At 70.0% G+C, this 25,615-nt stretch carries 23 protein-coding genes; 15 read left to right on the forward strand and 8 right to left on the reverse strand.

The window, feature by feature from the left end; genetic code table 11:
• The first annotated feature begins 13 nt into the window (after positions 1-13).
• The 7 genes from BR39_RS0115875 to BR39_RS0115910 all read left to right on the forward strand — a co-directional run bounded on the left by BR39_RS0115875 (position 14) and on the right by BR39_RS0115910 (position 7,168).
• Complete coding sequence (locus tag BR39_RS0115875; RefSeq protein WP_029913901.1) at positions 14-541, forward strand: GNAT family N-acetyltransferase; 528 nt, start codon at positions 14-16, stop codon at positions 539-541.
• Positions 538-1,542, forward strand: a complete 1,005-nt coding sequence (locus BR39_RS0115880) for a Gfo/Idh/MocA family protein (protein ID WP_231499483.1) — start codon at positions 538-540, stop codon at positions 1,540-1,542. Before BR39_RS0115875 ends, BR39_RS0115880 begins: the two co-directional genes overlap by 4 nt.
• 312 nt (positions 1,543-1,854) lie before the next feature.
• On the forward strand, positions 1,855-3,117 hold the full coding sequence (locus tag BR39_RS0115890; protein ID WP_231499484.1) for a nucleotide sugar dehydrogenase: 1,263 nt from the start codon (positions 1,855-1,857) through the stop codon (positions 3,115-3,117).
• Between the two features lies 1 nt (position 3,118).
• The gene (locus BR39_RS0115895) at positions 3,119-3,772 is read left to right on the forward strand and encodes an acyltransferase (protein ID WP_029913910.1); all 654 of its coding nucleotides are present in this window, start codon (positions 3,119-3,121) and stop codon (positions 3,770-3,772) included.
• Positions 3,769-4,689 (forward strand): NAD(P)-dependent oxidoreductase, encoded by a 921-nt coding sequence (locus BR39_RS0115900; protein WP_029913912.1) that lies wholly within the window; start codon positions 3,769-3,771, stop codon positions 4,687-4,689. Before BR39_RS0115895 ends, BR39_RS0115900 begins: the two co-directional genes overlap by 4 nt.
• Positions 4,686-5,786 carry a non-hydrolyzing UDP-N-acetylglucosamine 2-epimerase gene (gene wecB / locus BR39_RS0115905; RefSeq protein WP_035018547.1) on the forward strand — a complete coding sequence of 367 codons (1,101 nt, stop codon included), beginning with the start codon at positions 4,686-4,688 and terminating at the stop codon, positions 5,784-5,786. The genes BR39_RS0115900 and wecB overlap by 4 nt, the downstream gene beginning before the upstream one ends.
• Complete coding sequence (locus BR39_RS0115910; protein ID WP_029913916.1) at positions 5,783-7,168, forward strand: hypothetical protein; 1,386 nt, start codon at positions 5,783-5,785, stop codon at positions 7,166-7,168. The genes wecB and BR39_RS0115910 overlap by 4 nt, the downstream gene beginning before the upstream one ends.
• A 5-nt stretch (positions 7,169-7,173) precedes the next feature.
• On the opposite strand, the gene BR39_RS26560 is transcribed toward BR39_RS0115910, so the two are convergent.
• The 3 genes from BR39_RS26560 to BR39_RS0115925 all read right to left on the reverse strand — a co-directional run bounded on the left by BR39_RS26560 (position 7,174) and on the right by BR39_RS0115925 (position 9,665).
• Positions 7,174-7,332: a hypothetical protein gene (locus BR39_RS26560; RefSeq protein WP_156035797.1), complete on the reverse strand. Its 159-nt coding sequence runs from the start codon at positions 7,330-7,332 to the stop codon at positions 7,174-7,176.
• Positions 7,329-8,414 carry a hypothetical protein gene (locus BR39_RS0115920; protein WP_029913918.1) on the reverse strand — a complete coding sequence of 362 codons (1,086 nt, stop codon included), beginning with the start codon at positions 8,412-8,414 and terminating at the stop codon, positions 7,329-7,331. The genes BR39_RS26560 and BR39_RS0115920 overlap by 4 nt, the downstream gene beginning before the upstream one ends.
• 117 nt (positions 8,415-8,531) lie before the next feature.
• Positions 8,532-9,665, reverse strand: coding sequence for a helix-turn-helix domain-containing protein (locus tag BR39_RS0115925; RefSeq protein WP_029913920.1), 1,134 nt, complete (start codon positions 9,663-9,665; stop codon positions 8,532-8,534).
• Positions 9,666-10,100: 435 nt separating this feature from the next.
• On the opposite strand from BR39_RS0115925, the gene BR39_RS0115930 reads away from it, so the two are divergent.
• The gene (locus tag BR39_RS0115930) at positions 10,101-10,514 is read left to right on the forward strand and encodes a hypothetical protein (RefSeq protein WP_231499485.1); all 414 of its coding nucleotides are present in this window, start codon (positions 10,101-10,103) and stop codon (positions 10,512-10,514) included.
• Between the two features lie 123 nt (positions 10,515-10,637).
• Here the strand turns inward: BR39_RS0115930 and BR39_RS0115935 are convergent, their stop codons facing one another.
• A complete protein-coding gene (locus BR39_RS0115935; RefSeq protein ID WP_029913923.1) occupies positions 10,638-12,314 on the reverse strand; it encodes an MFS transporter in 1,677 nt (558 codons plus the stop codon).
• A gap of 191 nt (positions 12,315-12,505) precedes the next feature.
• On the opposite strand from BR39_RS0115935, the gene BR39_RS0115940 reads away from it, so the two are divergent.
• On the forward strand, positions 12,506-13,474 hold the full coding sequence (locus BR39_RS0115940; RefSeq protein WP_029913925.1) for a magnesium and cobalt transport protein CorA: 969 nt from the start codon (positions 12,506-12,508) through the stop codon (positions 13,472-13,474).
• A gap of 146 nt (positions 13,475-13,620) precedes the next feature.
• On the opposite strand, the gene BR39_RS0115945 is transcribed toward BR39_RS0115940, so the two are convergent.
• Both BR39_RS0115945 and BR39_RS0115950 read right to left on the reverse strand, forming a co-directional pair.
• Positions 13,621-13,848, reverse strand: a complete 228-nt coding sequence (locus tag BR39_RS0115945) for a hypothetical protein (protein ID WP_029913927.1) — start codon at positions 13,846-13,848, stop codon at positions 13,621-13,623.
• 440 nt (positions 13,849-14,288) lie between these two features.
• Positions 14,289-14,924, reverse strand: a complete 636-nt coding sequence (locus BR39_RS0115950) for a TetR/AcrR family transcriptional regulator (protein WP_035018548.1) — start codon at positions 14,922-14,924, stop codon at positions 14,289-14,291.
• Positions 14,925-15,340: 416 nt separating this feature from the next.
• Between BR39_RS0115950 and BR39_RS0115955 the strand changes: the two genes are divergently transcribed.
• The 6 genes from BR39_RS0115955 to BR39_RS0115980 all read left to right on the forward strand — a co-directional run bounded on the left by BR39_RS0115955 (position 15,341) and on the right by BR39_RS0115980 (position 23,245).
• Positions 15,341-16,519, forward strand: coding sequence for an efflux RND transporter periplasmic adaptor subunit (locus tag BR39_RS0115955; RefSeq protein ID WP_029913931.1), 1,179 nt, complete (start codon positions 15,341-15,343; stop codon positions 16,517-16,519).
• A 118-nt stretch (positions 16,520-16,637) separates the two neighbouring features.
• A complete protein-coding gene (locus BR39_RS0115960; protein ID WP_029913934.1) occupies positions 16,638-19,814 on the forward strand; it encodes an efflux RND transporter permease subunit in 3,177 nt (1,058 codons plus the stop codon).
• Positions 19,814-21,262 carry an efflux transporter outer membrane subunit gene (locus BR39_RS0115965; RefSeq protein WP_231499486.1) on the forward strand — a complete coding sequence of 483 codons (1,449 nt, stop codon included), beginning with the start codon at positions 19,814-19,816 and terminating at the stop codon, positions 21,260-21,262. The genes BR39_RS0115960 and BR39_RS0115965 overlap by 1 nt, the downstream gene beginning before the upstream one ends.
• A 314-nt stretch (positions 21,263-21,576) precedes the next feature.
• Complete coding sequence (locus BR39_RS0115970) at positions 21,577-21,951, forward strand: hypothetical protein (protein ID WP_029913937.1); 375 nt, start codon at positions 21,577-21,579, stop codon at positions 21,949-21,951.
• Between the two features lie 60 nt (positions 21,952-22,011).
• Positions 22,012-22,275: a hypothetical protein gene (locus tag BR39_RS0115975; protein WP_029913939.1), complete on the forward strand. Its 264-nt coding sequence runs from the start codon at positions 22,012-22,014 to the stop codon at positions 22,273-22,275.
• A gap of 175 nt (positions 22,276-22,450) precedes the next feature.
• Positions 22,451-23,245: a nuclear transport factor 2 family protein gene (locus BR39_RS0115980; protein WP_029913941.1), complete on the forward strand. Its 795-nt coding sequence runs from the start codon at positions 22,451-22,453 to the stop codon at positions 23,243-23,245.
• A gap of 80 nt (positions 23,246-23,325) precedes the next feature.
• Here BR39_RS0115980 and BR39_RS0115985 read toward each other — a convergent pair whose 3' ends face one another.
• Both BR39_RS0115985 and BR39_RS0115990 read right to left on the reverse strand, forming a co-directional pair.
• Positions 23,326-24,894 carry a HAMP domain-containing sensor histidine kinase gene (locus BR39_RS0115985; RefSeq protein ID WP_029913943.1) on the reverse strand — a complete coding sequence of 523 codons (1,569 nt, stop codon included), beginning with the start codon at positions 24,892-24,894 and terminating at the stop codon, positions 23,326-23,328.
• Entirely contained in the window at positions 24,894-25,613 is a 720-nt protein-coding gene (locus BR39_RS0115990; protein ID WP_081916845.1) for a response regulator transcription factor, read from the reverse strand. The genes BR39_RS0115985 and BR39_RS0115990 overlap by 1 nt, the downstream gene beginning before the upstream one ends.
• Positions 25,614-25,615: the final 2 nt, after the last annotated feature.

Here is a 25,615-nt window from a genome sequence, read left to right on the forward strand (position 1 = left end):
AAGCACGGCCATTATGACGACCTCTCCACCTGAACGGGAAGAGCCCGTCGCTTCGCCGCCCTTCGCCCTGCGTCCGGAGGTCGAGACCGACGCCCCTTTCCGCCTGGCGCTGTTCAGCGTGTCGCGCGGCGCGGCCTGGGCGCAGGTCCCCCTGCCCGCCGACATGCTGGCCAGGATCATGGAGCAGCAGTTCCGCGCCCAGACCCAGGGCTACAGCACGACCTTCCCGAACGCCCGGCTCGAGATCGTCACGATCGACGACGCCCCGGTCGGACGGCTGGCCACCGACCGCGACGCCCGCAGCGTGCACCTGATCGACATCGCCCTGGTCCCCGAGCGTCGGGGCCAGGGGATCGGCGAGGCGATCCTGCGGGGGCTCATGGACGAGGCCGCCGCCGCCGGGACGCCGCTGACCCTGCAGGTGGCGCGCGACAACCTCGGCGCCCAGCGCCTGTACCACCGGCTGGGCTTCGCCCTGGCCGAGGCCAACGACACCCACCTGTCCCTGCGCTGGTCCTCGACCCCGGCGGCGACCGCGTGACCCGGATCGCCGTCGTCGGCTGCGGCGCCTGGGGCCGGAACCTGATCCGGACCTGCGCGGAGCTGGGCGTGCTGGGCGCGGTGATCGACACCGATCCGGCCGCCGCCCGGCGCGAGGCCGGGGCCTGGAACGTCCCCGCCCCGTCCCTGGCCCAGGCCCTCGACGACGCCCGGCTGGACGCGATGATCGTCGCCGCCCCGGCCCCGGCTCACGCCGCCCTGTGCCGCCTGGCCCTGGACCACGGCAAGGACGTCTTCGTCGAGAAACCCCTGGCCTCCGACCTGGCCGAGGCCGAGGACCTGGCCGCCCACGTCGCGCGCTCGGACCGGGTGTTCATGGTCGGCCACCTGCTGCGCCACCACACGGCGTTCGAGGCCCTGGCGGCGATCGTGGCCCGGGGCGAGATCGGGCCCCTGCGCTACATCACCGCCTCGCGGCTCAGCCTGGGCCGGGTGCGCACGCACGAGAACGCCTTCCTCAGCCTGTCGCCCCACGACGTCTCGATGATCCTGGCCCTGGCCGGCGCCGCGCCGCTGACGGTCGAGGCCGCCGGCCGCGCCTTCGTCACCCCCGGCGTCGCCGACGAGGTCCACGCCGACCTGGGCTTCCCGCCTCTCGGCCCTGCCGGCGGACTGCACGCCCACATCGCCGCCAGCTGGCTCAGTCCGTTCAAGGAGCAGAAGCTGGTCGTGGTCGGCGAGACCGGCTCCCTGGTGTTCGACGACGTCCGCCCCTGGCCCGAAAAGCTGATGCGGCGCGACCACACCGTGGCCCTGACCGACGCCGGACCGCTCGCCGCCGGCGGCGAGCCGCGCTTCGTCGACCTGCCGGCCGAGCCGCCGCTGACCAGAGAAATCCGCCACTTCGTCCAGTGTTGCCAGACCAGGAACGCCCCCATTACGGGCATCGATGAAGGACTTCGCGTACAGCGGGTATTAGAACGGGTCCAAGCTCAATTGAAGCGCCACCTCGACCAACTACCGGCGCAGTCCATTCCCTGACCTTATCTTGCGAAAACTCGCATAACGCCGTTACAACACTTTCCAACACCAAGTATAGATGAACGCCAAAAGAAACATTAAGGCGCACACCGGGAAGGTTGTGGTAAATATACCCAAGACAAAGCCCCTTTTCCCGAAGGCTTCCAACGCGTAAGATTCGGCCATGTCGAGGGGCGAAACGATCTCAACCCAGCAGTCCGGCCGCGCGAGGGGCCGATGAACGTCCACGTTCCGACGTTTCCATTGCCCGACGACGATGAGATTGCGACGGACTTTCAAAGTCTGATCCGGAAGATCCTGCGGCGCGAGGCTGTGATCGGGGTCGTCGGCATGGGCTATGTCGGCCTTCCGCTGTCGGACGCCTTCTGCTCGGCCGGCTTCCCCGTCATCGGCTTCGACCTGGACGAGACCCGGCTGGCGATCCTGAACCGGGGCGCGTCCTATCTGAGCCACTTCGCCGACGCGCGGGTGGCGGCCATGCGCGAGCGCGGGTTCGCCGCGACGGGCGCGCCCGACGTCCTGAGCCGCGCCGACGCGCTGCTGATCTGCGTGCCGACCCCGATCACCTCGCACAACGCGCCCGACCTGAGCCACGTGGTCGAGGCCGCCGAGACCCTGGCCGCCGTGCTGCGCCCGGGGCAGCTGGTCGTGCTGGAGTCCACCACCTTCCCCGGCGCCGCCGCCGAGGTGCTCAAGCCGATCCTGGAGCGCTCGGGCCTGCGCGCCGGCCAGGACTTCGCCCTGGCCTATTCTCCCGAGCGCGAGGACCCCGGCAACCACGCCTTCACCACCGCTTCGACCCCCAAGATCGTCGGCGCCGACAGCGAGGCCGAGCGCCGCGCGGCCTGCGCGCTGTACGACGCCATCACCGCCACCGTGCCGGTCAGCGACATGCGCACCGCCGAGGCGGTCAAGCTGACCGAGAACGTCTTCCGGTTCGTCAACATCGCGCTGGTCAACGAGCTGAAGGTCAGCTTCGACGCCCTGGGCATCGACATCTGGGAGGTGATCCAGGCCGCCCAGACCAAGCCCTTCGGCTACATGCCCTTCTTCCCAGGCCCCGGCGTCGGCGGCCACTGCATCCCGGTGGACCCCTTCTACCTGGCCTGGCGGGCCAAGGCCGAGGGCGCGGCGCTGAGGATGGTCGAGCTGGCCGGCGAGATTTCCCAGGCCATGCCCCGGCGGGTGGTCGACAAGACCCTCCAGGCCCTGGCCGATCGCGGCGTGTCGCCGGTGGGCGCCCACGTGCTGGTCGTGGGCGTGGCCTACAAGCGCAACATCGACGACACCCGCGAGACCCCGGCCCGCGACATCATCGAGATCCTGCGCAGCCACGGCGCCCGGGTCAGCTACCACGATCCCCTGGCGCCGGAACTGATGGTCGGCGACACCCTGATGCAGTCGGTCGACATCGGGGCCGACGCGCTGTCCGGCTTCGACTGCGCCATCGTCGTCACCGACCACGACATGCTGGACTACGAGCGGCTGGCCCGCGAGACGCCCGTGGTGATCGACACCCGCAACGCCCTGGCCAAGGTCGATCCCGCCCTGGCCGGAAAGATCGTGAAGGCCTGAGATGGACGCCCCCGACGCTTCGGACCGCCCGCCGGCCTGGGCCCACCCGTCGGCCGAGGTCGAGCCCGGCGCGGTGCTGGGGGCCGGCACGCGCGTCTGGCGGTTCAGTCACGTGGCGGCGGGCGCGCGGATCGGCGCCGACTGCGTGATCGGCCAGAACGTCGCCATCGGCCCCGGCGTGGTCGTGGGCGACCGCTGCAAGGTGCAGAACAACGTCAGCCTCTATGCCGGCGTGGTCCTGGAAGACGGCGTGTTCTGCGGCCCCAGCTGCGTGTTCACCAACGTCACAACACCCCGGGCCGAGATCAACCGCAAGGCCGAGTTCAAGCCCACCCGGGTGGGACGCGGCGCGACCATCGGGGCCAACGCCACCATCGTCTGCGGCCACGACCTGGGAGCCTGGTGCCTGATCGCGGCCGGCGCCGTGGTCACCCACGACGTGCCGCCCCTGGCGCTGATGGCCGGCGTCCCGGCCCGCCGGATCGGCTGGGTCAGCCACGCCGGCGAGGTGCTGGGCGCGGACCTGGTCTGCCCCCGCACCGGCGACCGCTACGCCGAGCGGCCGGACGGGCTGCGGCGGGTGATCAACCTTTCGGGCTTCGGCGAGGACCGGCCCGAAGACTCCAGTGAAGAACAGTCAGCGAGCGTCGGATGAAGCGGGCCCTGGTCATCGGATCGGAAGGCAATATCGGCAAGCCCCTGGCGGCCCATCTGCGCGCCCAGGGCTGGGAGGTGCTGTGCGCCGACATCAAGCCAGGCTGGCGCAAGGACTACCTGCAGGTCGACATCAACCAGCCGGCCGACCTGATGCCCACCCTGCGCTGGAAGCCCGACGTGATCTTCGCCCTGGCCGCCGTGGTCAGCCGGGTCACCTGCGAACAGGCCTCCAGCCTGGCCGTCAGCACCAATCTGGGCGGGCTGAACAACGTGGTGCTGCTGGCCCAGGCCGCCGACGCCAAGCTGGTCTATTTCTCGACCTCGGAAGTCTACGGCCCCACCGACGGGCCGATGGACGAGGCCGACACCGTCCCACGCCCCAACAACCGCTACGGCCTGACCAAGCTGCTGGGCGAGCAGTTGGTCGACTACGAGGTGGCCCAGCACGGTCTGCGCGCGGTCACCCTGCGGCCGTTCATGATCTATGACGAGAACGAGGACTTCGGCGACCACCGCTCGGCCATGATCCGCTTCGCCCACGACCTGGCGCGCGGCCGGCCGATCGAGGTGCATCGCGGCAGCGCCCGCGGCTGGCTGCACATCTCCGACGCCGTGCGCGCCATCGAGGCGGCGGCGGGGGTCGAGGAGCACGCGGTCATCAATATCGGCCACCCGGACGTGGCGCCGATCGAGGACCTGGCCGAGGGGCTGCGCGCTCGGCTGAACGCCTCGCCGTCGTTGATCACCCTCCACGACCTGCCGGCCCGGATGACCGCCGCCAAGCAGCCCAGCTTGGCCCGCATGCGCGACCTGCTGGGCGTGACGCCCAAGGTGTCGCTGGACGAGGGCCTGGACCGCGTGGTGGCGCGGGTGCGGGCCCGCCTGGCGCACGCCCAGACCGGTCAGCCGGCGTGACACGCCTGCTGACCGTGGTCGGCGCCCGGCCCCAGTTCGTCAAGGCCATGCCGGTCAGCCGCGCCATCGCCCGCGCCCCGGACCTGACCGAGGTCCTGATCCATACCGGCCAGCACCACGACGCGGCGCTGTCCGACAGCTTCTTCCGCGACCTGGCCCTGCCCGAACCGGCCGTAAACCTGGGGATCCACGGCGGCTCGCACGGCGAGATGACCGGACGGATGCTGGCGGCCCTGGATGGGGTCATCGCCCGCCACGCGCCCGACCTGGTGATCGTCTACGGCGACACCAACTCGACCCTGGCCGGGGCCCTGGCGGCGGCCAAGGCCGGGGTGCCGGTGGCCCATGTCGAGGCGGGGCTGCGGGTCTTCGACCGCACGATGCCGGAGGAGACCAACCGCGTGGTCGTCGACCACCTGAGCCGCCTGCTGTTCGCCCCGACCCGCGCGGCCGTCGGCCATCTGGCGCGCGAGGGGATCGTCGAGGGCGTGCACCATGTGGGCGACGTGATGCAGGACGCGGTCCTGGCCATGGCCGCCCTACCCCCCAAAAGCAGGAAGGAGGGCGGGGACAGCGCCCTGCATCGCCTGTCCCTGCCGCCGGGCGCCTACGCCGTCGCCACCCTGCACCGCGCGGCCACGACGCAGAGCGCCGCCAGCCTGGCCGCCGCCGTGGGCTACCTGCGCCGGTACGTGCACCGCATGCCGGTGATCCTGCCCCTGCATCCGCGCACCCGCGAGGCGGCGGCCCGGTTCGGGGTCGACCTGTCGGGCCTGACGGTGGTCGAGCCGCTCGGCCCGGTCGACATGCAGCGGCTGCTGGCCGACTGCGCCCTGGTGCTCACCGATTCCGGCGGCCTGCAGAAGGAGGCCTATTTTCATCGCAAGCCCTGTGTCACGCTGCGCGACGACACCGAATGGAGCGAGACGGTGGAGGCGGGCTGGAACCGGCTGTGGACCGTGGACGACTACCGGCCCCGGCGCGAGATCGACGACTACGGCGCGGGCGACGCGGCCGAGCGGATCGTCGCGACGATCGCGCGGTTCCTCGACGAAGCCCCGGCGGTTCCGCGCGCCATGACGGGAGCCCGCCCATGAAGGATACCCACGACGGCCCCCGCCCGCCCCTGCCGGCGCACGACGTGGCCTGCGACCAGTCGGTCGGCGACGCCCGCGACGGGAAGGCGCGCCCGCTGCGCATCCTGCTGGCCTGCAACTACGACCCCCGCAACGCGGCCACGGTCTGCGACCACATCAACGCCTTCGCCCGCTATTCCCGCCACGAGGTCCGGGTGCTGTCGCGCGTGGGCGAGATCTTCGACGACGTGAAGCTGGACCAGTTCGACGCCGTCGTGATCCACTATTCGCTGTTCCTGGCGATCGAGGGCTTCGTCGGCCCGCGTTCGCGTCGCGCCCTGGCCGCCTTCCAGGGCGCCAAGGCGGTGTTCATCCAGGACGAGTACCGCTTCGTGAACGCCACGCTCGAGGCCCTTGAGGCCTGCGGCGTCGACCTGGTCTTCACCTGCCTGGGCGCCGCCGAGGCCGAGCAGGTCTATGGCCGGGTGAGCGGCCTTCGCACCCAGCAGGTGCTGACCGGCTACGTGCCGCACTGGCTGACACACTATCCGCCAGTACCGCTGGCGGCCCGCAGGACCATGGTCGGCTATCGCGGCCGAACCTATCCGGCCTGGCACGGCGAGCAGGGGCGCGAGAAGGTCCGCATCGGCAAGCTGTTCAAGCGCGACGCCCGCCGGTTCGGCATCTCGACCGACATCGCCTGGTCCGAGCGCAGCCGGCTCTACGGCCGCGACTGGCTGAAGTTCCTGCGCAACTGCCAGGCCGTGCTGGCCGTCGAGAGCGGGGCCAGCGTCTTCGACTTCGACGGCGCGGTGGCCGCGCGGACCGAGAGCTTCGCCGCCCTGATCGAGCGCCCCCACCCGATCCCGGGCCTGGGCAAGAAGCCCTCCTACGAGATGCTGCGCGACAAGTTCTTCGCCGGGCGCGAGGACCAGATCGACATCGCCCAGATTTCGCCCCGGGTGTTCGAGGCGATCGCCTTGCGCACCCTGATCATCGCCTATCCGGGACGCTATTCGGGGGTGCTGGAGCCCTGGCGGCACTATGTCCCGCTCGACAAGGACCACGGCAACATGGCGCAGGTGGCGGCCGTGCTGCGCGACCCCGAGCGGGTCGCCGAGATCATCACCAACGCCTATGCCGAGATCGCCCTCAACCCGACCTACGGCTACGGGGCGATGATCGAGGTGTTCGACCGGCGGATGGACGAGACCGCGGCGGGACGGCCGCGCGCGATCGTCAACGAGCGCGCCGACGCCAAGTTCCGCAAGACCTTCCCGTTCGTGCAGATCGACAATCCGCACGAGATGCGCCCGCCCGGCTTGGTCTGGCGCGCGGCTCGGGCGGCCGTCCGCCGCCTGGGCCTGGAAGGCCTAGCGCGCCGCGTGCTGCGCCGGCGCTAGGCCGCCTAGTCCACGCCGATCCAGCGCCGCAGGATCGGCAGCCGCGCGATGGCGCCCAGGCGGCGACGCAGCATCGGCGCCTTGAGCAGGCGCGACTCCACGATGATCACCGCCCACGCGCCCCAGTCGCGCAGCCGCAGGAACAGGGCCAGGCCCCGCCTCACGCCAACACCTGGTCGGCGATCTCGCGCACCACCGTGCGCCAGCTGTAGCGGCCCGAGGCCACGATCTCGGCGTGCGCGCGATCGACCATCGCCTGGGCATGCCGTGGATCGCGGCTGAGATCGAGGGCCGCCTCGATATCCGACAGGTCGCGGCGGACCGGCTGGTAGTGGACCCCGGCCTCGAGGACGCCGCTGTAGCCGCCCTCGACCAGCACCTGGAAGGTCCGGGTGGCCGCCGCCTCCAGGTGGCGCGGCGACATCGCCCGGATCTCAGCCTCCGGTTCCAGGGCGATCACGGAGTCGGGCGGCGTCCACCCTTCGCCGCCCGGCGGCGGCGGGGCGCCGGTCGGCAGCACGCCCGTCGGATCGACCAGGGACGAGCCGCCCTCGACCCCGACCACCGCCCGGCTGGCGGCCAGCAGCCGGATCCAGGCCTCGCCGGCCAGCCTGCGCTCGCCGTCCACCGCCACATCGGCGCGATGGCCGCGCGCCCGGGCCCAGTCGGACGCGCGCAGCCCGACCTCGCGCTTGAGGGCGCCCATCTCGCCCAGCCAGGCCGGCGCCTCCCAGGCGCGGTAGCTGACGGCGATCGACCGACGGTCCAGGTCGCTGGAGGCCCGCCGCATCAGCCGGTCGTCGATATAGCTGGTCAGGAAGCGCCGCAGGGCGAACGGCCTCTGGACCGTCGGATAGACGCTGTCCCACAGGGCCGGCTCCAGGGCGGTGAGCAGCAGGTCGATCCGCGTCTCGACCAGCACGTCGCGCAGGCTCTGCAGGCCCAGGAACTCGTCCAGCGGCGCGGCGACGCGGCGCGCCCGGGCCGGCGCGGCCTCCATCGCTCGCCGCAGCCCGCCCAGGCCGACGCGGGTGTAGCGCGCGGTCAGGGCCGTGGCGTCGACCAGCACCAGCTCGGGGTCCAACTGGGTGATCCAGGCCGGGCTGAAGGGGAAGCCGATGTTCAGGAACACCACGCGCCCGGGGAAATAGGTCTTCCAGGCGAAGATCCGCTGATGCTCCCAGCGACGCATCGGCCACTGGCCGCGCCAGTTGTACAAGACCAGGGCGGTCGGCCTGTTACGCATGTCCGGCGAACTGAGCCCGGATGAGACGCGAAACCATGTACGCCGCCTTACGTGGAAGCGCCCGACGCGCTCGCGTCAAACGTCGTCGGCGGCGACGGTCCCTGTCAACGCCTAAGGCTATCGCCCGTGGGCCGCGCCTTGCGCCCCGCGCAGGGTCTCGGACGGGGACTCGCCGAACATGGCCCGATAGGCGCCGGAAAAGCGGCCCAGCTCCCAGAAGCCCTGGTCCAGCGCCACCTGGGTGACCGTGGTCGGGTGGCGGCCGGCGTCGAGCAGCCGGGCCCGGGCCGCCGACATGTTCTTCAGCCGCAGATAGGCCTTGGGACTGATGTCGAGCAGGTCGTGGAAGGCGCGGTACAGGGTGCGGCGCGAGATGTTCAGGGCCACGCAGATGTCCTCGATCTGCACCGCCTGCCGGGCCCCGCCGCTTTCCAGGAAGTCTTCCGCGCCGCGCACGATGCGGGCGGCGTTCAGCGCGCCCTGCCGCCGCGCGCCCTCGACCTTGACCTCGGCCAGGGCGGTCAGCAGGCCGTCCAGCAGCTCGTTGCGCAGGAAGGCGACGGCCCCGCTGGGCACGCCGCCGCTCATGGCCCGCAACATGCCGGCGCAGCCCTGCAGCACGCGCTTGCAGGCGGCCCGGGCCTCGGGCGGGGGCGAATAGACGGCGGGCTCGGTCCAGAAGCACGGGTCGGCCAGCCACTCGAACGCCTCGGCCCGCTGCATCACCAGGCCCCACGGCGCGGTGACGACGGCGTAGGCGACATGACCCTGGAAGCGCCCGTCCAGCTCGCCGCCCGGCGGGATGGCGACGATGTCGCCCTCCTCCACCCGGTGGCCCCATTGGTTCAGCACGCCCTCCTGCTCCATCACCGAGACCAGGCTGAAGGCCTTGCGCGACATCACCCCGCGCACGCGCAGGTCGCCGTCGAAGGCCCCGGAGTCGAAGCCCATGTCGCCCAGGCTGGCCCGCAGCAGATGGCCCCGGCAGGGCTCCGGCGTCAGCTGGGTGATCGACAGGTCGCGGCCGGCGGCGTGGGCCCAGACCTCGTGCGGACCGCGGGTGTCGCGCAGCTCCACATGTCCCAGGGACACCGGCGCCGCCCGTCCGCCGAACGAACGCTCCTCGTCGAACGCGCCGGTGATCAGCCCTTCGTCGGCCAGATCGGCGCTCGACGAAGTCTCCCTGGCCGGCCGCCAATCGGCGTCCGGCCAAGATCGGGAACCACTTTCCCTCCAGCCTTCATTGTCCATCGGACCTCTCCTGGCGGGGACCGTGCGATCAATGACGCCTGAGTCATGACCTTAAAGCGATCGCACCTGTCGTCGCGCCCGATTCACCCTGCAACGATGGCACGGCCCATCTGTGTTGTAAGTAAGGTGAAACCACTAGAAAGCATCGAAACAACAGACAAAATTACAAATTTTCGTATGGCGCAGCTTGATAACCAAGTTTAGTGTATAGTTAATTTAACATTATTCATTAATACATAAAATCAGAAGGAACAGGTGCGAGATTGGCACTTGCCGCATAGCAGACTGAGAGATTCGGAAGAAACATGGTGGCGAAACAGGGTCGCGGAGGACTCTATGGCTCGTCAAAATTGGAAGGAAATGGCGATCTTCGGGAAACGGAATCTCGCGGAGACTCCGAGCAACCCGCGAGAGCAGGAAGACTGGGCTCAAGCTGTGCGCGACTTGAAGGCCACCTGCGACGGTGAGCGCCGCCAGAGACGTCAGATCGCCGAAAGCGGCGCCCGCCAGCTGATTCGGGCCCAGGCCGTGCTGCGCGAGGCCGAAACCCGCCAGCGCGACGCCGAAGCGGCCCTGTCGCGGGCCCGGCGGATGGCCGCGGTGGGCTGGATGGCCGCCGAGGCCTGCCGGGACATGACCGCCCTGCACGCGGTGGCCATGAAGGCCCTGACCGCGTCCCGCGAGCGGCTGCACGGCGACCACCGGACGGTCTGCGAGATCGACTGGGCCCTGGGCGGGCTGAACCAGGCCGAGCAGATGCTGGAGCGGGTGACCGCCTATCTCGACGCCCGGCGCGAAACCGCCCAGGGGGCCCGCATCGACGGGTTGCTGACCGGACAGCTGAGCTAGTCATCCCGGAAGCCTCGCAGAGGCTGTCCGGGACCCAGGGGACTGGGCGAAGGCGGTGCGGTTCACCTGGGTCCCGGACAGCGCTGCGCGCTTCCGGGATGACAACAGGATGAGAGCTCCCGGTTACGCCTCGATGTCGACGTTCTTGGTTTCCTTCAGGAACAGGACGCCGACCACGGCCGTCACCGCGGCTACCACGATCGGGTACCAGAGGCCGTAATAGATGTCGCCCGTGGCCGCGACCATGGCGAAGGCCGTGGTCGGCAGGAAGCCGCCGAACCAGCCGTTGCCGATGTGGTAGGGCAGGCTCATCGAGGTGTAGCGGATGTTGGTCGGGAACAGCTCGACCAGCATGGCGGCGATCGGCCCGTAGACCATGGTCACATAGATCACCAGGATCGCCAGGACCCCGACCACCAGCGGCTTGTCGATCAGGGCCGGGTCGGCTTTCGCTGGATAGCCGGCGGCCTTCAGGGCCGCGCCCAGCTGCTTCTCCCAGGCCGTCTTGCGGTCCTTGAAGGCGGCCTTGTCCAGGGTCTGGCCGGGGAACGAGTCGATGGTCGTGCCGCCGATCCTGATCTGGGCCACGGAGCCGGCCGGCGCGGCCTGGTTGGAATAGGTGACGCCGGCCTTGGCCAGGTACGACTTGGCCAGGTCGCACGAGCGGTTGAACACCGTCTTGCCGACCGGATCGAACTGGAACGAGCAGTCGGCCGGGTCGGCCACCACGGTCACCGGCGCGCTGGCCACGGCCGCGGCCAGCTGCGGATTGGCCGCCGTCGTCAGGGTCTTGAACAGCGGGAAATAGGTCAGGGCCGCCAGGATGCAGCCCAGCATGATGATCGGCTTGCGGCCGATCTTGTCCGACAGCCAGCCAAAGAACACGAAGAACGGGGTGCCGATCAGCAGGGCGACGGCCACCAGCAGGTTGGTGATCCCGCCGTCGACCTTGAGCATCTTCTCCAGAAAGAACAGGGCGTAGAACTGGCCGGTGTACCAGACCACCGCCTGACCCGCGGTCAGACCGACCAGGGCAAGAAGCACGATCTTCAGGTTGCCCCACTTGGCGAACGAGTCGAACAGCGGCCGCTTGCTGCCCTTGCCCTCGTCGACCATGCGCTGGAACGACGGGCTCTCGGCCAGCTGCAGGCGGATCCACAGCGACACGCCCAGCAGCAGCACCGAGATCAGGAACGGGATGCGCCAGCCGAAGGCCTGGAAGGCGTCCTCGCCGGTGGCGTTGCGGGTCAGCAGGATCACCACCAGGCTGAGGAACAGGCCGAAGGTGGCCGTCACCTGGATGAAGCTGGTGTAGAAGCCGCGCTTCCCGGGCGGAGCGTGCTCGGCCACGTAGGTGGCGGCCCCGCCGTATTCGCCGCCCAGGGCCAGGCCCTGGACCAGGCGCATCACCACCAGGGCGATAGGCGCGGCGATGCCGATGGTCGCGTAGCTGGGCAGCAGGCCGACCGTGAAGGTCGACAGGCCCATCAGCAGCATGGTGACCAGGAAGGTGTTCTTGCGGCCCCACAGGTCGCCCAGGCGTCCGAACACCAGGGCCCCGAACGGGCGCACCGCGAAGCCGGCGGCGAAGGCCAGCAGGGCGAAGATGTAGCCGGTCGTCTCGTTGACGCCCGAGAAGAAGTGCTTGGTGATGTAGGTGGCCAGCGACCCGTAGAGGTAGAAGTCGTACCACTCGAACACGGTGCCGACCGAGGCGGCTCCGATCACCAGGCCATCCTTGCGCCCCACGGTGCGACCACCCTTGGCGCCCTTCACCGTTTTCGCGGCGTCGCTTCCCATTCGCATCTCCCCCTTGGCGTCGCCGCTTCGGGCGATCCGACCATGTTACCGCAACCACGGCCCGTCACAATGAACGGCGTTCGCGATGTTGGCGAGAGGCTAAACATGAACCTGGCGAAAGCCGAAGCGTTGGCTCAAAGAAATCTTCGTGGTCCCATTTTCCGGGACCAGATAAGGGATTGGTCACCGGAATGAGCGTCGTCGCGGCCTACATCTACAAGGACGGCGTACGGACCCGGGAGGTCAGCCTCGACAAGGACGGCGCCCTGGAGACCAAGCCCGGCGAGTTCGTCTGGATCGGCCTGTACGAGCCCAGCCAGGCCGAGATGGACCGGCTGGGCAAACGCTTCAAGCTGCACCCGCTGGCGATCGAGGACGCGCTCAACGCCCACCAGCGGCCCAAGGTCGAGGTCTATGGCCGCGAGCTGTTCGTGGTGGCCCGCACCGCCCAGCTGGTCGACGCCCAGATCGCCTACGGCGAGACGGCGATCTTCGTCGGCCAGGGCCACCTGATCACCGTCCGCCATGGCTCGGCCCGCGCCCACACCGAGCTGCGCGCCCAGCTGGAGGCCTCGCCGGTGCTGCTGGCCAAGGGCTCGGACTACGTGCTGCACGCGGTGCTCGACTTCGTGGTCGACGGCTACCTGCCGATCATCCAGGCGCTGGAGGACGAGGTGCTGGACATCGAGCGCCGCACGCTCGAGACCTTCCTCAGCCACGCCGAGGTCAAGCGCCTGTTCCACGTCCGCCGCGACCTGATCCGCTTCAAGCGCGTGCTCAGCCCCATGGCCGAGGTCGCCGGCCGGCTGGAGCACCTGGAGACGCCCTGCCTGGACAACGACGTGCGCCCCTATTTCCGCGACGTGCTGGACCATACGCAGAAGGTCGAGGGCATGGTCGACGCCCTGCGCGAGGTGATCACCTCGGTGTTCGAAGCCGCCTCGCTGCTGGAACAGCAGCGGCAGAGCGAGATCACCCGCAAGCTGGCCGCCTGGGCCGCCATCCTGGCCGTGCCCACGGCGGTGGCCGGAATCTACGGCATGAACTTCGAGCACATGCCGGAGCTCAAATGGACCTTCGGCTATCCGGCGGTGATGGCCGGCGTCGCCGGGGTGGTGGGCTACCTGTTCTGGCGGTTCAAGAAGAACCAGTGGCTGTAGCCCCCAACCGTTGTCATCCCGGAAGCCTCGCAGAGGCTGTCCGGGACCCAGGGGACTGGGCTGAGGCGGTGCGGTTCACCTGGGTCCCGGACAGGCGCCGCGCGCTTTCCGGGATGACAACTTTTTGAGTGAGCGGAAGGCGAGCCCTAGCTGGCCCAGGCGCGCGCCGGATGCAGGAAGCGCCCGGCCTCGGCGCCGTCGCGCAGGAACACCCGCACCTCGGCGGCGTGGCCCGAGGCGGCCAGGCGGTTGGCCAGGTCGCGGGCGGCGGCTTCGGCGCGACCGCCGCGTTCGAAGGTGAGTTCGGCCTCCAGGGCCTCGGAGCGCACGGACCAGCCTTGCTCGGCCGGGGCGACGGAAATCAGCAGAGCCATGACGAGCTCCTTACGCAAATCAGACTTTTGGGTGCGCCGGCCAAGGGCCTAGGGGGCGCGAACGAGCGGCTTGTTCGGGCTGGCGATCCGCCCCCGAAACATCGAGGTCAGACCGGCATTCGCCCTACGAGGGGATGACATCGACACATCTTATAGGCTCGCAATTTCACAACTTGACGACATGGGTATGACCCGAACGCAACTGATGCGAGCCAGAACTCCTGGACCCGTTTTTAGTTTCTCGGATCGTTCGATGATCTGTCGGCAGGGCCAGAAAATCTGCCGAGACTCAATTCCTACCGATTTGATAGATTTTTGGCGGCGACGTCCCTTTCCTCCCCTTTGGGCGGCGCCGGCGCGCGCCGCGCGGACCTATCGGGGGATGGGTGTCCGCGCGGCGCGTCAATCCTCCCCCGTGAAGCGGGGGAAGGTGGCGCGCCTCAGCAATCCTTGTCCAGGTGCGCCTTGATCAGCGCCCGGCCCGCGCGCGCCACGACCTTCACCGGACCGCTGGGGCCCAGGGTCACCCGGGCGGTGTAGGAGCCCTCCATCAGCAGCATCAGGCCGTCGGCCAGGTCGTCGTCCGGCGCCCCGGCCCGCCGGCACAGGTCGACCAGGCGGGCGTGGAGCTGCTGCTTGTAGGCCACCGACACCTTCTGGGCCGGGTGGTCGGCCTCGTGCAGCTCGATGGCGGCGTTGGACAGCGGGCAGCCGTGGACGTCGGCGTTGCAGGCCTTGGTCTCGAAGGCGTCGAAGATCGCCTCCAGCTGGGCCCGGGGATCGCCGCAGGTGCAGCCGACCACCTCGTCCCACCAGACCCAGTAGTCGCGTTCCTGCTCGCGCAGCACCTCGGCGACCAGCTCGTCCTTGGACGGGAAGTTGCGATAGAGCGTCATCTTGGTGGCTTCGGCCTCGGCGGCGATCGCCTCGACGCCCACCGCGCGGATGCCGTGCTGATAGAACAGCTCGCGGGCCGTTTCGAAGATCCGGTCGCGGGCCGGTCGTTTGGACAACGGAGCGCACGCGGGCGCCTCCAACTCGTCCACCTTGCCCCCGCCAGAATTTCTCTCAGCCATTTTCACAGCACCTCACCTTGACGTGAGAGTTACCGGTCAGTATCTCTCACCGCGTGGATGATACCGAACGGTATCGTCACGTACGCCTACATCGTCACAGATGGACGCCACGTCAAGCAACAGCAACTGCGACATTTGATCTTTAACCCAGAACGGAGCGCGAGCCATGCCCCCGAGCGCAAGCCAAGACATAGCCCCGCCCGCCGGCGCCTCGCGCTGGATCGCCCTGGCGACCCGGCCCGCCCGCTCCCTTCGCAAGTTCATCGGCCATGGCGCCGAAGGCCCGTCCGGTTCGGATTGGGCCTCTTCGTCCAAGAGCCGTCAGAAATCCCGGCGCCCCGTCTGGGAATAGAAAAACACCGCGTCTCCTCCCCCCGCTTCCCCCGCCAAGCCGCTTAAAGCCGACAGGTTCTCCGATGTCCCTCCGCCCCGTCTTCACCTCCTTCGCCGGTCTGGCCGCCATGGCCGTGCTGGCCGCCTGCAGCGCCCAGGCCAAGCAGGAAGCCGCCCCGCCGCCCGCCCAGGTCACCATCACCGCCGTGGCCTTCAAGGAACTGCGCCAGTGGGACGACTTCACCGGTCGCCTGGAAGCCATCGACACGGTCGACATCCGTCCGCGCGTCAGCGGCTATGTCGACGGCGCCCGGTTCGAGGAAGGCGCCCGCGTCCACAAGGGCCAGGTGCTGTTCCAGATCGACCCGCGCCCCTACCAGGCCGAGGCCAACCGCGCCGAGGCCGAGGTGGCCCGCGCCAAGGCCCAGCTGGACCTGGCCGTCGTCAACCGCGAGCGCGGCCGCCGGCTGATCGAGCAGAACGCCCTGGCCCAGAGCGAGTTCGACCGCCTGTCGGCTGAAGAGAAGGCCGCCCAGGCCAATCTCGGCGCGGCCAACGCCGCCTACCAGACCGCCCGCCTGAACCTGGAATGGACCCGCGTGGTCTCGCCGATCGACGGCCGGGTCTCCAAGGCCGTGATCACCCGCGGCAACCTGGTCACCCCGTCCGACCTGCTGACCACCGTGGTCTCGGACACCCCGATCTATGCCACCTTCAACGCCGACGAGCAGACCTTCCTGAAGTACGCCTCGGCCGAACGCGGCAAGGCCAGCCCGGTCTATATGGGCCTGATGACCGAGGACGGTTATCCGCACCAGGGCCAGCTGAAGTTCATCGACAACGCCCTGGACGCCAAGAGCGGCACGATCAACGGCCGGGCGATCTTCGCCAACGCCGACGGCCGGTTCACCCCCGGCCTGTTCGCCCGCATCCGCATGGTCAGCGACACCTCGCAGACGGTGGCCCTGGCCCCCGACCGCGCGGTGGCCACTGACCTGGGCAAGCGCTACGTCGTGGTGGTGGGCGCCAACAACAAGGCCGAGTACCGCCCGGTCGAGGTGGGTCCGCTGGCCGGCAACCTGCGCATCATCCGCACGGGGCTGAAGCCCGGCGACCGGGTGATCGTCGGCGGCCTGCAGAAGGTCAAGCCGGGCGACACCGTCAGCCCGGTGGTGATCAAGACCGACCTGTCCAGCGACCTGTCGCAGTTCGAGACCGGTCCCCAGCGGGTCGCGATGATCAACTCGGTTTCCCAGAACTAGAGCGCTCTTTGGACCGCTCATCCCGGCGAATGCCGGGATGAGCGGATCAGGAATTCGCTTTCAGGCCGGGTTTGAACCGGCCCACGCCCCCTCTTTGCCTCCTCCCCGGACGCCTCCCATGAATTTCTCAAAGTTCTTCGTGAACCGGCCGCGCTTCGCCGCCGTGCTCTCGATCGTCATCTTCATCGCCGGGTTGGTGGCTCTGCCGCGCCTGCCGATCTCGGAATATCCCGAGGTGGTGCCGCCGACGGTCGTCGTGCGCGCCGCCTATCCGGGCGCCAACCCCGCCGTCATCGGCCAGACCGTCGCCGCTCCGCTGGAGCAGGCGATCAACGGCGTCGAGGGCATGATCTACCAGTCGTCGCAGTCGGCCTCCGACGGGGCGATGATCCTGACCGTCACCTTCGCCCTCGGGACCGATCTCGATAAGGCTCAGGTGCAGGTGCAGAACCGCGTCGCCCAGGCCCTGCCCAAGCTGCCCCAGGAGGTGCAGCGGATCGGCGTGACCACCGACAAGGCCTCGCCCGACCTGACCCTGGTCGTGCACATGATCTCGCCCAACAACCGCTACGACATGCTGTACCTCAGCAACTACGCCCAGCTGAACGTCCGCGACCGGCTGAAGCGGGTCGACGGCGTGGGCGACGTCCAGATCTTCGGGGCCGGCGCCTACTCGATGCGCGTGTGGCTGGACCCTGAAAAGCTGGCCTCGCTGAACATGACCGCCGGCGACGTCGTGAAGGCCCTGCGCGAGCAGAACGTCCAGGTCGCCGCCGGCCAGCTGGGCGCCCCGCCCGCCCCCGGCGCCGCCGACTTCCAGCTGTCGATCAACGCCCCCGGCCGCCTGACCGACGAGGAGCAGTTCCGGAACGTCATCATCCGCTCCGGCGCCAACGGCGAGCTGACCCACCTGGGCGACGTGGCCCGCGTGGAGATGGGCGCCAACAACTACGCCCTGCGCTCGCTGCTCGACAACAAGTCGGCCGTGGCCATGCCGATCTTCCAGCGCCCCGGCTCCAACGCCCTGCAGATGGCCGCCGACATCAAGAAGACGATGAAGGAGCTGAAGAAGGAATTCCCCGAGGGCGTCGACTACGAGATCATCTACGACACCACCGCCTTCGTGCAGGAATCGATCAATTCGGTGATCCACACCCTGATCGAGGCCATCATCCTGGTGGTCATCGTGGTGGTGATCTTCCTGCAGGGCTGGCGCGCCTCGATCATCCCGCTGATCGCCGTGCCCGTCTCGCTGATCGGCACCTTCGCCGTCCTCCTGATGCTGGGCTTCGGCCTCAACGCCCTGACCCTGTTCGGCCTCGTCTTGGCCATCGGCATCGTGGTCGACGACGCCATCGTGGTGGTCGAGAACGTCGAGCGGAACATCACCAACGGACTCGAGCCACCGGCCGCCACCCGCAAGGCCATGAGCGAGGTCACCGGACCGATCATCTCCACGGCCCTGGTGCTGTGCGCGGTGTTCATCCCGACCGCCTTCATCAGCGGCCTGTCCGGCCAGTTCTATCGCCAGTTCGCCCTGACCATCGCCATCTCGACGGTGATCTCGGCCTTCAACTCCCTGACCCTGTCGCCGGCCCTGGCCGCCGTGCTCCTCAAGAGCCACGACGCGCCCAAGGACCGCTTCCAGAAGATCATCGACGCGGCCCTGGGCTGGCTGTTCAACCCGTTCAACCGCATGTTCGCCAAGGCGTCCAACGGCTACGTCCGCAATGTCGGCCGCACCCTGGGCAAGTCGACGGCGGGCCTGGTGATCTACGGCATCCTGCTGGCCCTGACGGTCTTCGCCTTCAGCAAGACCCCGGGCGGCTTCGTGCCGCAGCAGGACAAGGCCTACGTCGTCGCCGTCGTGCAGCTGCCCGACGCCGCCTCGCTGGACCGCACCGAGGCCGTCATCCGCCAGATGGGCGACATCGCCATGAAGGTGCCGGGCATCAAGCACTCGGTCGCCTTCCCCGGCCTGTCGGCCAACGGCTTCATCAACAGCCCCAACTCCGGCGCGGTGTTCTTCCCGCTGGACGACTTCAAGAACCGCACCGGCCACGACCTGTCGGCCAACGCCATCGTCGGCCAGCTGAACGCCAAGTTCGGCGCCATCCCCGACGCCCAGATCGCGGTCTTCCCGCCGCCTTCGGTGCAGGGGCTGGGCACGATCGGCGGCTTCCGCATGCAGATCGTCGACCGCGCGGGCCTGGGCCCGGACGAGCTGAACAAGCAGACCCAGAACCTGATCGACAAGGCCCGCAAGGACCCCGCCCTGGCCGGCGTGTTCTCGACCTACCAGGTCAGCGTGCCGAAGATCGAGGCCAACATCGATCGCGAGAAGGCGCGGGCCTCGGGCGTTTCCCTGACCGACCTCTTCGAGACCATGCAGGTCTATCTGGGCTCGCTGTACGTCAACGACTTCAACCGCTTCGGCCGCACCTACGAGGTCAACGTCCAGGCCGACCAGAAATTCCGCATGCAGCCCGAGCAGATGCTGCGCCTGCAGACGCGGAACGCCGACGGCCAGATGATCCCGCTGGGCGCCTTCGTCAGCTTCAAGGAGGCCACCGGCCCCGACCGCGAGAGCCACTACAACGGCGTGCTCACGGCCGAGATCAACGGCGGCCCGGCCCCGGGCTACAGCTCGGGCCAGGCCCAGAAGGCCCTGGAGGACCTGGCCAAGAAGGAGCTGCCCAACGGCATGGGCTACGAGTGGACCGAACTGACCTACCAGCAGATCCTGGCGGGCAACACGGCGGTCTATATCTTCCCGCTCTGCGTGCTGCTGGCCTTCCTGGTGCTGGTGGCCCAGTACGAGAGCTGGAGCCTGCCGCTGGTGGTCATCCTGATCGTGCCGATGACCCTGCTGTCGGCCCTGGCCGGCGTGCTGCTGACCCATGGCGACAACAACATCTTCACCCAGATCGGGCTGATCGTGCTGGTGGGGCTGGCGTGTAAGAACGCCATCCTGATCGTCGAGTTCGCCAAGGAACGCGAGGAGCATGGCGACACGCCGCTGCAGGCGGTGCTGGAAGCCTGCCGCCTGCGCCTGCGGCCGATCCTGATGACCTCGATCGCCTTCATCATGGGCGTGGCGCCCCTGGTGGTCAGCCACGGGGCCGGCGCCGAGATGCGCCGCGCCATGGGCGTGGCGGTGTTCTCGGGCATGCTGGGGGTGACGGTCTTCGGCCTGATCCTGACCCCGATCTTCTACTTCGTGATCCGCCGCAACACCGCCCGCCGGGCGGCGCTGAAGGCGGCCAAACAGACCACGCCCGTGGAGGCGCACTGATGTTTGCTTCTTCCCAACCCCGCCAGCCCGGCTGGCCCAATCCTTCCTGGAAGAGCCTGAAGGTCCAGCTCGGCCTGTTCGCCAGCATGGTCCTGCTGTCGGCCTGCGCCGTGGGACCGGACTACAAGACCCCGGTCCAGGCCCCGGTCGTGCTGCAGAACGCCCCGGCCGGCGCCTTCTCCACCGCCAATCCCGAGGCCCAGTGGTGGAAGGCGTTCAACGACCCGGTGCTGGACGGCCTGATCGCCCAGGCCCTGTCGGGCAACCTCGACCTCAAGGTCGCGGTCGCCCGGGTGGACGAGGCCCGCGCCCTGTTCAAGGACGCGCGCCTGGACCAGATCCCGCGGGTCACCGCCAGCGGCGCCTACCAGAAGAGCGACCAGCAGCAGCCGGGCTCGAACGGCCAGCGCGTCGAGAGCGAGACCTACCAGGCCGGCTTCGACGCCGGCTGGGAGATCGACCTGTTCGGCCGCGTCCGCCGGGGCGTGGAGTCGGCCCGGGCCGAAGCCGGGGCGGCCCAGGCCGACCTGCGCGACGCCCAGGTGACCGTCGCCGCCGAGGTGGCCCGGAACTATCTGGAGCTGCGCGGCTACCAGGCCCGCCTGGCCGTCGCCAACCGCAACCTCGACACCCAGCGCGAGACCCTGCGGCTGACCCAGGTGCGCTACAACGCCGGCAGCGGCAGCCCGATCGACGTGGCGTCGGCCCAGGCCCGCCTCAACGCCACCGAGGCGGCGATCCCGGCCCTGGTCACCGCCGAGAAGCGGGCCAACTACCGGCTCTGCGTGCTGCTGGGCCAACGGCCGGGCGCGCTGGACGCCGTGCTGGTGGCCAAGGACGCCGAGGTCACGCCGCTGATCGCCGCCCTGCCGATCGGCGACGCCGCCGACCTGCTGCGCCGGCGGCCCGACGTCCAGGCCGCCGAGCGTCGCCTGGCCGCCCAGACCGCCAAGGTGGGGGTGGCCACGGCCGACCTCTTCCCGCGCGTCCGGGTGACCGGCTTCGTCGGCTTCCTGTCGGGCACGTCGAGCGGCTTCGGCAACTCGGCCAGCCAGGCCTGGTCGGTGGCCCCCGTGGTCACCTGGCCGGCCCTGGACCTGGGCGGCGCCCACCAGCGCCTGAAGGCCGCCGAGGCCCGCAACGACGCCAGCCTGGCCGTCTACGACCAGACCGTGCTGCGGGCCCTGGAGGACCTGGAGACCGCCCTGGTCGCCTACCGCCAGCAGCAGGCCCAGCTGGTCAGCCTGACCAACCAGGCCGCCGCGTCCCGCCGCGCCGCCGAACTGGCCCGCATCCAGTACAAGGAAGGCGGCATCGACTTCCTGGTGCTGCTCGACGCGGAACGCACCCTGCTGGCCGCCGAGGACTCGCTGACGGTCGCCGAGACCGGCGTGAACACCAACGTCGTGGCGATCTACAAGGCGCTGGGCGGCGGGTGGACGTCGTAAGGCAGCGCCCGGAACAGGGGACACACACTCACGGCAAGGCCCAGCGGGTCCGGCAACGGCCGTGGGGTGAGTGTGTGTCCCCTCCTTCGTCCTGAAAAGTTATCCACAGGACGCACCGGCCGGGGACATGCCCTTGGGCGTGTCCCCATCAGCATCCACGGAGCCAGGATTTGGGGACACGCCCAAGGGCATGTCCCCGGCCGAAGAGGCCTCTATCCCCGCGAATTCCAAACCCGACCCCAACGAAATCAACGCGCTGCACGAAAACGCACGTTTCCGATCCTCACCCTCCGGGGCGGCCGCACAATAGCGGCATGACCCAAGCTCACGACATCTCCACCCGGTGCCTGACTTTCCAGCTCAAGCTGATGGACGCCCTCGAGGCGACCTGGGCGATGCTGGAAGGCGCCACCGATCCCGCCGTCATCCGCCAGGCCCGCGACACGGCCAAGGCCATCGGCGACCTCGCCGCCCAGGCCCGCAAGGTGGCCCTGGCCGTTCCCACCCCGCGCGGCAAGCCGCGGCTGGCCGAAACGGTCGCCGCCGGCCTGCACGCCGCCCACGGCATGGCCGACCTGAGCGCCTTGATGGCGGAGACGCCCGCGCCGCCCGCGCCCGTGGCCGCCCAAGCCGAGCACGCCCGCCGCGCGCTGGAGAAGCTGAAGGGCGGGCGACGCGGACGGTTGTGAGGAAGGCCGCCACACGCGAAGGGGCTTCCGGTCCAAGCCTCGCCGTGTGAGGCTGGCGGCATGAAAACCGCCCTGACCCTCTTCGCCGTGGCCGCCGCCCTGGCCTCGTCCGCCTGCACCGACAGCAAGCGCGCCCGCAACGACGCCACCTGGACCGACCGTCCGGCCGACGTCACCTGCTGGAGCTACGGGACCCAGACCTATTCCGGCCGCTCGACCGGCAAGGTCGAATACGACGACGGGCGCCTGTCGTTCGTGGACGCGGCGACCGGCCGCTACACGACGATCGACGGCGAGTGCCGCGTCGTCTACCAGGCGCGCTGACGATCGAAGCCTCCGCCCCCTACGGGGCGGACAGGCCGCGAAGCGGTCAGGTGGGGGCAAGGGGGTGCGATCCCACGCCCAACCCTTCCACTTCTTCGAACGACGGCTGCCCCCGTTTCGAATAGTCAAAGCGTCGCGCCCGGCGGCAAATCGATCACCTCGCAGGGAGGCGACGATGAGACTGATCCTGGGCGTGCTGATGGCCGCGGCCCTGTCGCCCGTCGCGGCGCGGGCCGATGACAGGTCGGCAACGACGCACGCCACCCCCGCCGACGCGGTGCGCGGCTACGGCGAGGCGGTCGCCGAACGGGACCCCGCCAAGCTGGCGCGCGCCTTCCAGCCCAGCGCCATCGCCTACCGCCTCGAGGGCGGCGCGGTCACGGCCACCTACCAGGCGCAATGGAAGGCCCGGCTGGCCAAAGCGTCCGAGCCGGCCATCTCGGCCATGACGATCGAGCGGATCGACGCCGGCCAGACCACGGCCCTGGCCAGGGTGCGCGCGATCCGCGACGGCCAGCCCTTCGTCGACTACGTGCTGCTGGCCCGACTGTCCGGCGGGTGGCGCATCCTGGCGACCCTGGGCCAGCCGAACGCGGCCGAAAGCCCCGCCTCGGCCGCGGGCGTCGCCGCGGTCGTCGACGCCAAGCTCGCGGCCGACCGCGCCTGGGACGCGGCCCGGCTGGGCGAAACCCTCGATCCCCGCGCCCTCGTCACCAGCGTCGAGGACGGCGAGTTCGTCGCCGCGTCCGTGGCCGAGTGGCAGGCGCGCTACCGGGACCGACGCGCCACCTCGGCGGGCGCGACCTTCGCGCTCATCAGCCAGGTCGTCGAAGCCCGGGGCGACATCGGCATGGCCCGCTGGTCGTTCCGATCCGCGAGCGGCGAATGGACCGACCGCGCCCTCCTGCTGAAGACCGCGTCGGGATGGCGCATGATCGCCCTGCTGTTCGTCAAGGAAGCGCCGCTGTAACAGCGGGCGGAAGCGATCCTACAAGGGTCGCGCCTTCCCGGACCCTCCCCACAGGGGGAGGGTCTTGGCGCTCCGCCTCCCTACCCCCTCGGCAGCCCCACCTCGAACGCCGCCCCCGTCTCCGCCTCGACCAGCCCGATCCGTCCCTGGCTGGCCGCCAGCAGCGACCTCGCGATCGACAGGCCCAGGCCCGTCCCGCCCGCCTCGCGGCGGCTGGTGAAGAACGGTTCGAACAGGCGGTCGCGGTCGGCGGCCGGCACGCCGGGGCCGTCGTCGCCCACCCGCAGCACCACCTCCTCGCCGAGAGCTTCCGCACGGATCGTCACCGCCCGCGCGCCGGCCTGGCGGCTGTTCTCGACCAGGGTGGTCAGCACGGTCTCGACCGTCGCCTCGGGCGCGGCGACCAGCGGCAGGTCGCCCGGCAGGTCCAGGATCACGGCGATGTCGCGGCCCTGGGCGTCGGCCACACGCCGCGCGGCGGCCGCCAGCTCCGACGCCACCCCCGCCTGAGGCATGGCCATGTCGGCCCGGGCCAGGTCCATCAGCCGCCCGACCAGCTGCGAGAGCCGGGCGCTGTCGGCCGAAATGTTGGAGAGGAACCGGCGGCGCTCGTCCGGGGTCATGGTGTCGAAGTGGTCGTCCAGCAGCTCGACCGCCCCGGTGATCCCGGCCAGCGGGGTCTTGAACTCGTGGCTGACGGCGGCGGCGAAGTCGCGCAGGTAGCGCGAGCGCACGGCGATGGCGTCGGCCATCACCCGGAAGTCCTGGTAGAGGTCGCGGATCTCGACGGCGGCGGTGGCGGGCGTCTCCGGCACGGCGCCCTGCCCGGTCGCCACGCTGCGCGTGGCCGCGCTCAGCGCCTCGATCGGCCGGGTCACCCCGCGCGACACCAGGCCCGACAGCAGGATCAGCAGCACGATCGTCGCCCCCGCCCCGACCAGCAGCTTGCCACGGTCCTGGTAGACGCCCCGGAACAGCGCCCGGGGCGAGCGCGACAGCAAGAGCGCCCCCACCACCTTGCCGTTGACCACCACCGGCCGAGCGTGGTGCAGGCGCACGGCCGAGGCGCGGCTGAGCCACTCGAACGAATAGCGCGGGTGATAGGCCCCGTTCCGGCGCAGGACGGTGCGCGAATGGCCCTGCAGCGCCGCCTTGATCTCGGGCAGGGCCGCCAGGCTGCCGCCCTGGCCCAGGCCCCGCACCACCACCCCGTGGCGGTCGACGATCAGGATCGAGGCCAGGGTGCTGCGGCTGGTCTGGTCGAAGATCGGCTCCAGCACCTCGGCGGCCGCCTCGGCCTGGGGATCAGCCTTGGGGCCGGGCGTCGCGGCCGGGCGCTCGGGCAAAAGCGGCGAGCTGCGCAGGTCGACGCTGGTGGACTCCGGCCGATAGTAGCCGGGGTCGTCGCGGGCGTCGGGGTCGGCCGGGGTCAGGTCGCGCACGGCGCCGGGCCACAGATTGGCGGCGGCCGAGGCCAGGGCCGCCCCCTGCGAGGTCAGCTCGGCCTCGGTCTGGCGCACCAGGGTGTTCTCGTAGGTGCGCAGGAACACCGCCCCGATGGCCGGCATGGCGGCGGCGAACAGCAGCACGGTCAGCAGGATGGCGCGCAGCCGCAGGGCCGGCCACCAGCGCCGCAGCCAGGCGTCCATCAGGCGGTCGCGCCCTGACAAGCCCCGAGGCGGTAGCCGATCCCGGCCCGCGTCTCGATCACGTCGTGGCCGCCCACGGCGGCGAACTTGGCCCGCAGGTTGCGCACGTGGCTGTCGATGGTGCGGTCGGTGACCGCGAAGCCCGGGCCGCGCAGGCGGTCGATGATCGCGTCGCGGCTGAACACCTTGGTCGGCGTGGCGGCCAGGGTCTTGAGGATCGTGAACTCGGTGACCGTCAGCGACACCTCGCCGCCGGCCCAATGGGCGCTCCAGGCCTCGGGGTCCAGGGTCAGCTTGCCCCGGACGATCAGGCCGTCGGCGCGCGCGGCCTCCGTCCCCCTGCCGCCGGTGCGGCGCAGGATCGCCTGGACCCGGGCCGTCACCTCGCGCGGGCTGAACGGCTTGACCACGTAGTCGTCGGCGCCCAGCTCGATGCCCAGCACCCGGTCGATCTCGTCGTCGCGCGAGCTGAGGAACAGGATCGGCAGATCGCCCTGCGCCCGCAGGCGGCGGCAGACCTCCAGCCCGTCCAGGCGCGGCATGTTGATGTCCAGCACCACCAGGTCGGGTGCCTTCTCGGCCACGGCCGCCAGGGCCGCCTCGCCGTCGGCCGCCTCGCGGGTCTCCAGCCCGACCTTGGCCAGGGCGAACACCAGGAGCTGGCGGATGTGGGGGTCGTCGTCGACGACCAGGATCGTGCGCTGCTGCATGGCCCTCATGT

Origin of the sequence: Caulobacter sp. UNC358MFTsu5.1, assembly GCF_000712075.1 — a bacterium.
Taxonomy (GTDB): domain Bacteria; phylum Pseudomonadota; class Alphaproteobacteria; order Caulobacterales; family Caulobacteraceae; genus Caulobacter.

Coding starts and splice junctions, on each gene's coding strand:
- BR39_RS0115925 (WP_029913920.1), bottom strand. CDS start 9,665: ATGGACAATGAAGGCTGGAGGGAAAGTGGTTCCCGATCTTGGCCGGAC.
- BR39_RS0115950 (WP_035018548.1), bottom strand. CDS start 14,924: ATGGCTGAGAGAAATTCTGGCGGGGGCAAGGTGGACGAGTTGGAGGCG.
- BR39_RS0115945 (WP_029913927.1), bottom strand. CDS start 13,848: ATGGCTCTGCTGATTTCCGTCGCCCCGGCCGAGCAAGGCTGGTCCGTG.
- BR39_RS0115895 (WP_029913910.1), top strand. CDS start 3,119: ATGGACGCCCCCGACGCTTCGGACCGCCCGCCGGCCTGGGCCCACCCG.
- BR39_RS0115960 (WP_029913934.1), top strand. CDS start 16,638: ATGAATTTCTCAAAGTTCTTCGTGAACCGGCCGCGCTTCGCCGCCGTG.
- BR39_RS0115940 (WP_029913925.1), top strand. CDS start 12,506: ATGAGCGTCGTCGCGGCCTACATCTACAAGGACGGCGTACGGACCCGG.
- BR39_RS0115920 (WP_029913918.1), bottom strand. CDS start 8,414: ATGCGTAACAGGCCGACCGCCCTGGTCTTGTACAACTGGCGCGGCCAG.
- BR39_RS0115935 (WP_029913923.1), bottom strand. CDS start 12,314: ATGGGAAGCGACGCCGCGAAAACGGTGAAGGGCGCCAAGGGTGGTCGC.
- BR39_RS0115980 (WP_029913941.1), top strand. CDS start 22,451: ATGAGACTGATCCTGGGCGTGCTGATGGCCGCGGCCCTGTCGCCCGTC.
- BR39_RS0115970 (WP_029913937.1), top strand. CDS start 21,577: ATGACCCAAGCTCACGACATCTCCACCCGGTGCCTGACTTTCCAGCTC.
- BR39_RS0115910 (WP_029913916.1), top strand. CDS start 5,783: ATGAAGGATACCCACGACGGCCCCCGCCCGCCCCTGCCGGCGCACGAC.
- BR39_RS0115900 (WP_029913912.1), top strand. CDS start 3,769: ATGAAGCGGGCCCTGGTCATCGGATCGGAAGGCAATATCGGCAAGCCC.
- BR39_RS0115875 (WP_029913901.1), top strand. CDS start 14: ATGACGACCTCTCCACCTGAACGGGAAGAGCCCGTCGCTTCGCCGCCC.
- BR39_RS0115975 (WP_029913939.1), top strand. CDS start 22,012: ATGAAAACCGCCCTGACCCTCTTCGCCGTGGCCGCCGCCCTGGCCTCG.
- BR39_RS0115985 (WP_029913943.1), bottom strand. CDS start 24,894: ATGGACGCCTGGCTGCGGCGCTGGTGGCCGGCCCTGCGGCTGCGCGCC.
- BR39_RS0115990 (WP_081916845.1), bottom strand. CDS start 25,613: ATGAGGGCCATGCAGCAGCGCACGATCCTGGTCGTCGACGACGACCCC.
- BR39_RS0115955 (WP_029913931.1), top strand. CDS start 15,341: ATGTCCCTCCGCCCCGTCTTCACCTCCTTCGCCGGTCTGGCCGCCATG.
- BR39_RS0115965 (WP_231499486.1), top strand. CDS start 19,814: ATGTTTGCTTCTTCCCAACCCCGCCAGCCCGGCTGGCCCAATCCTTCC.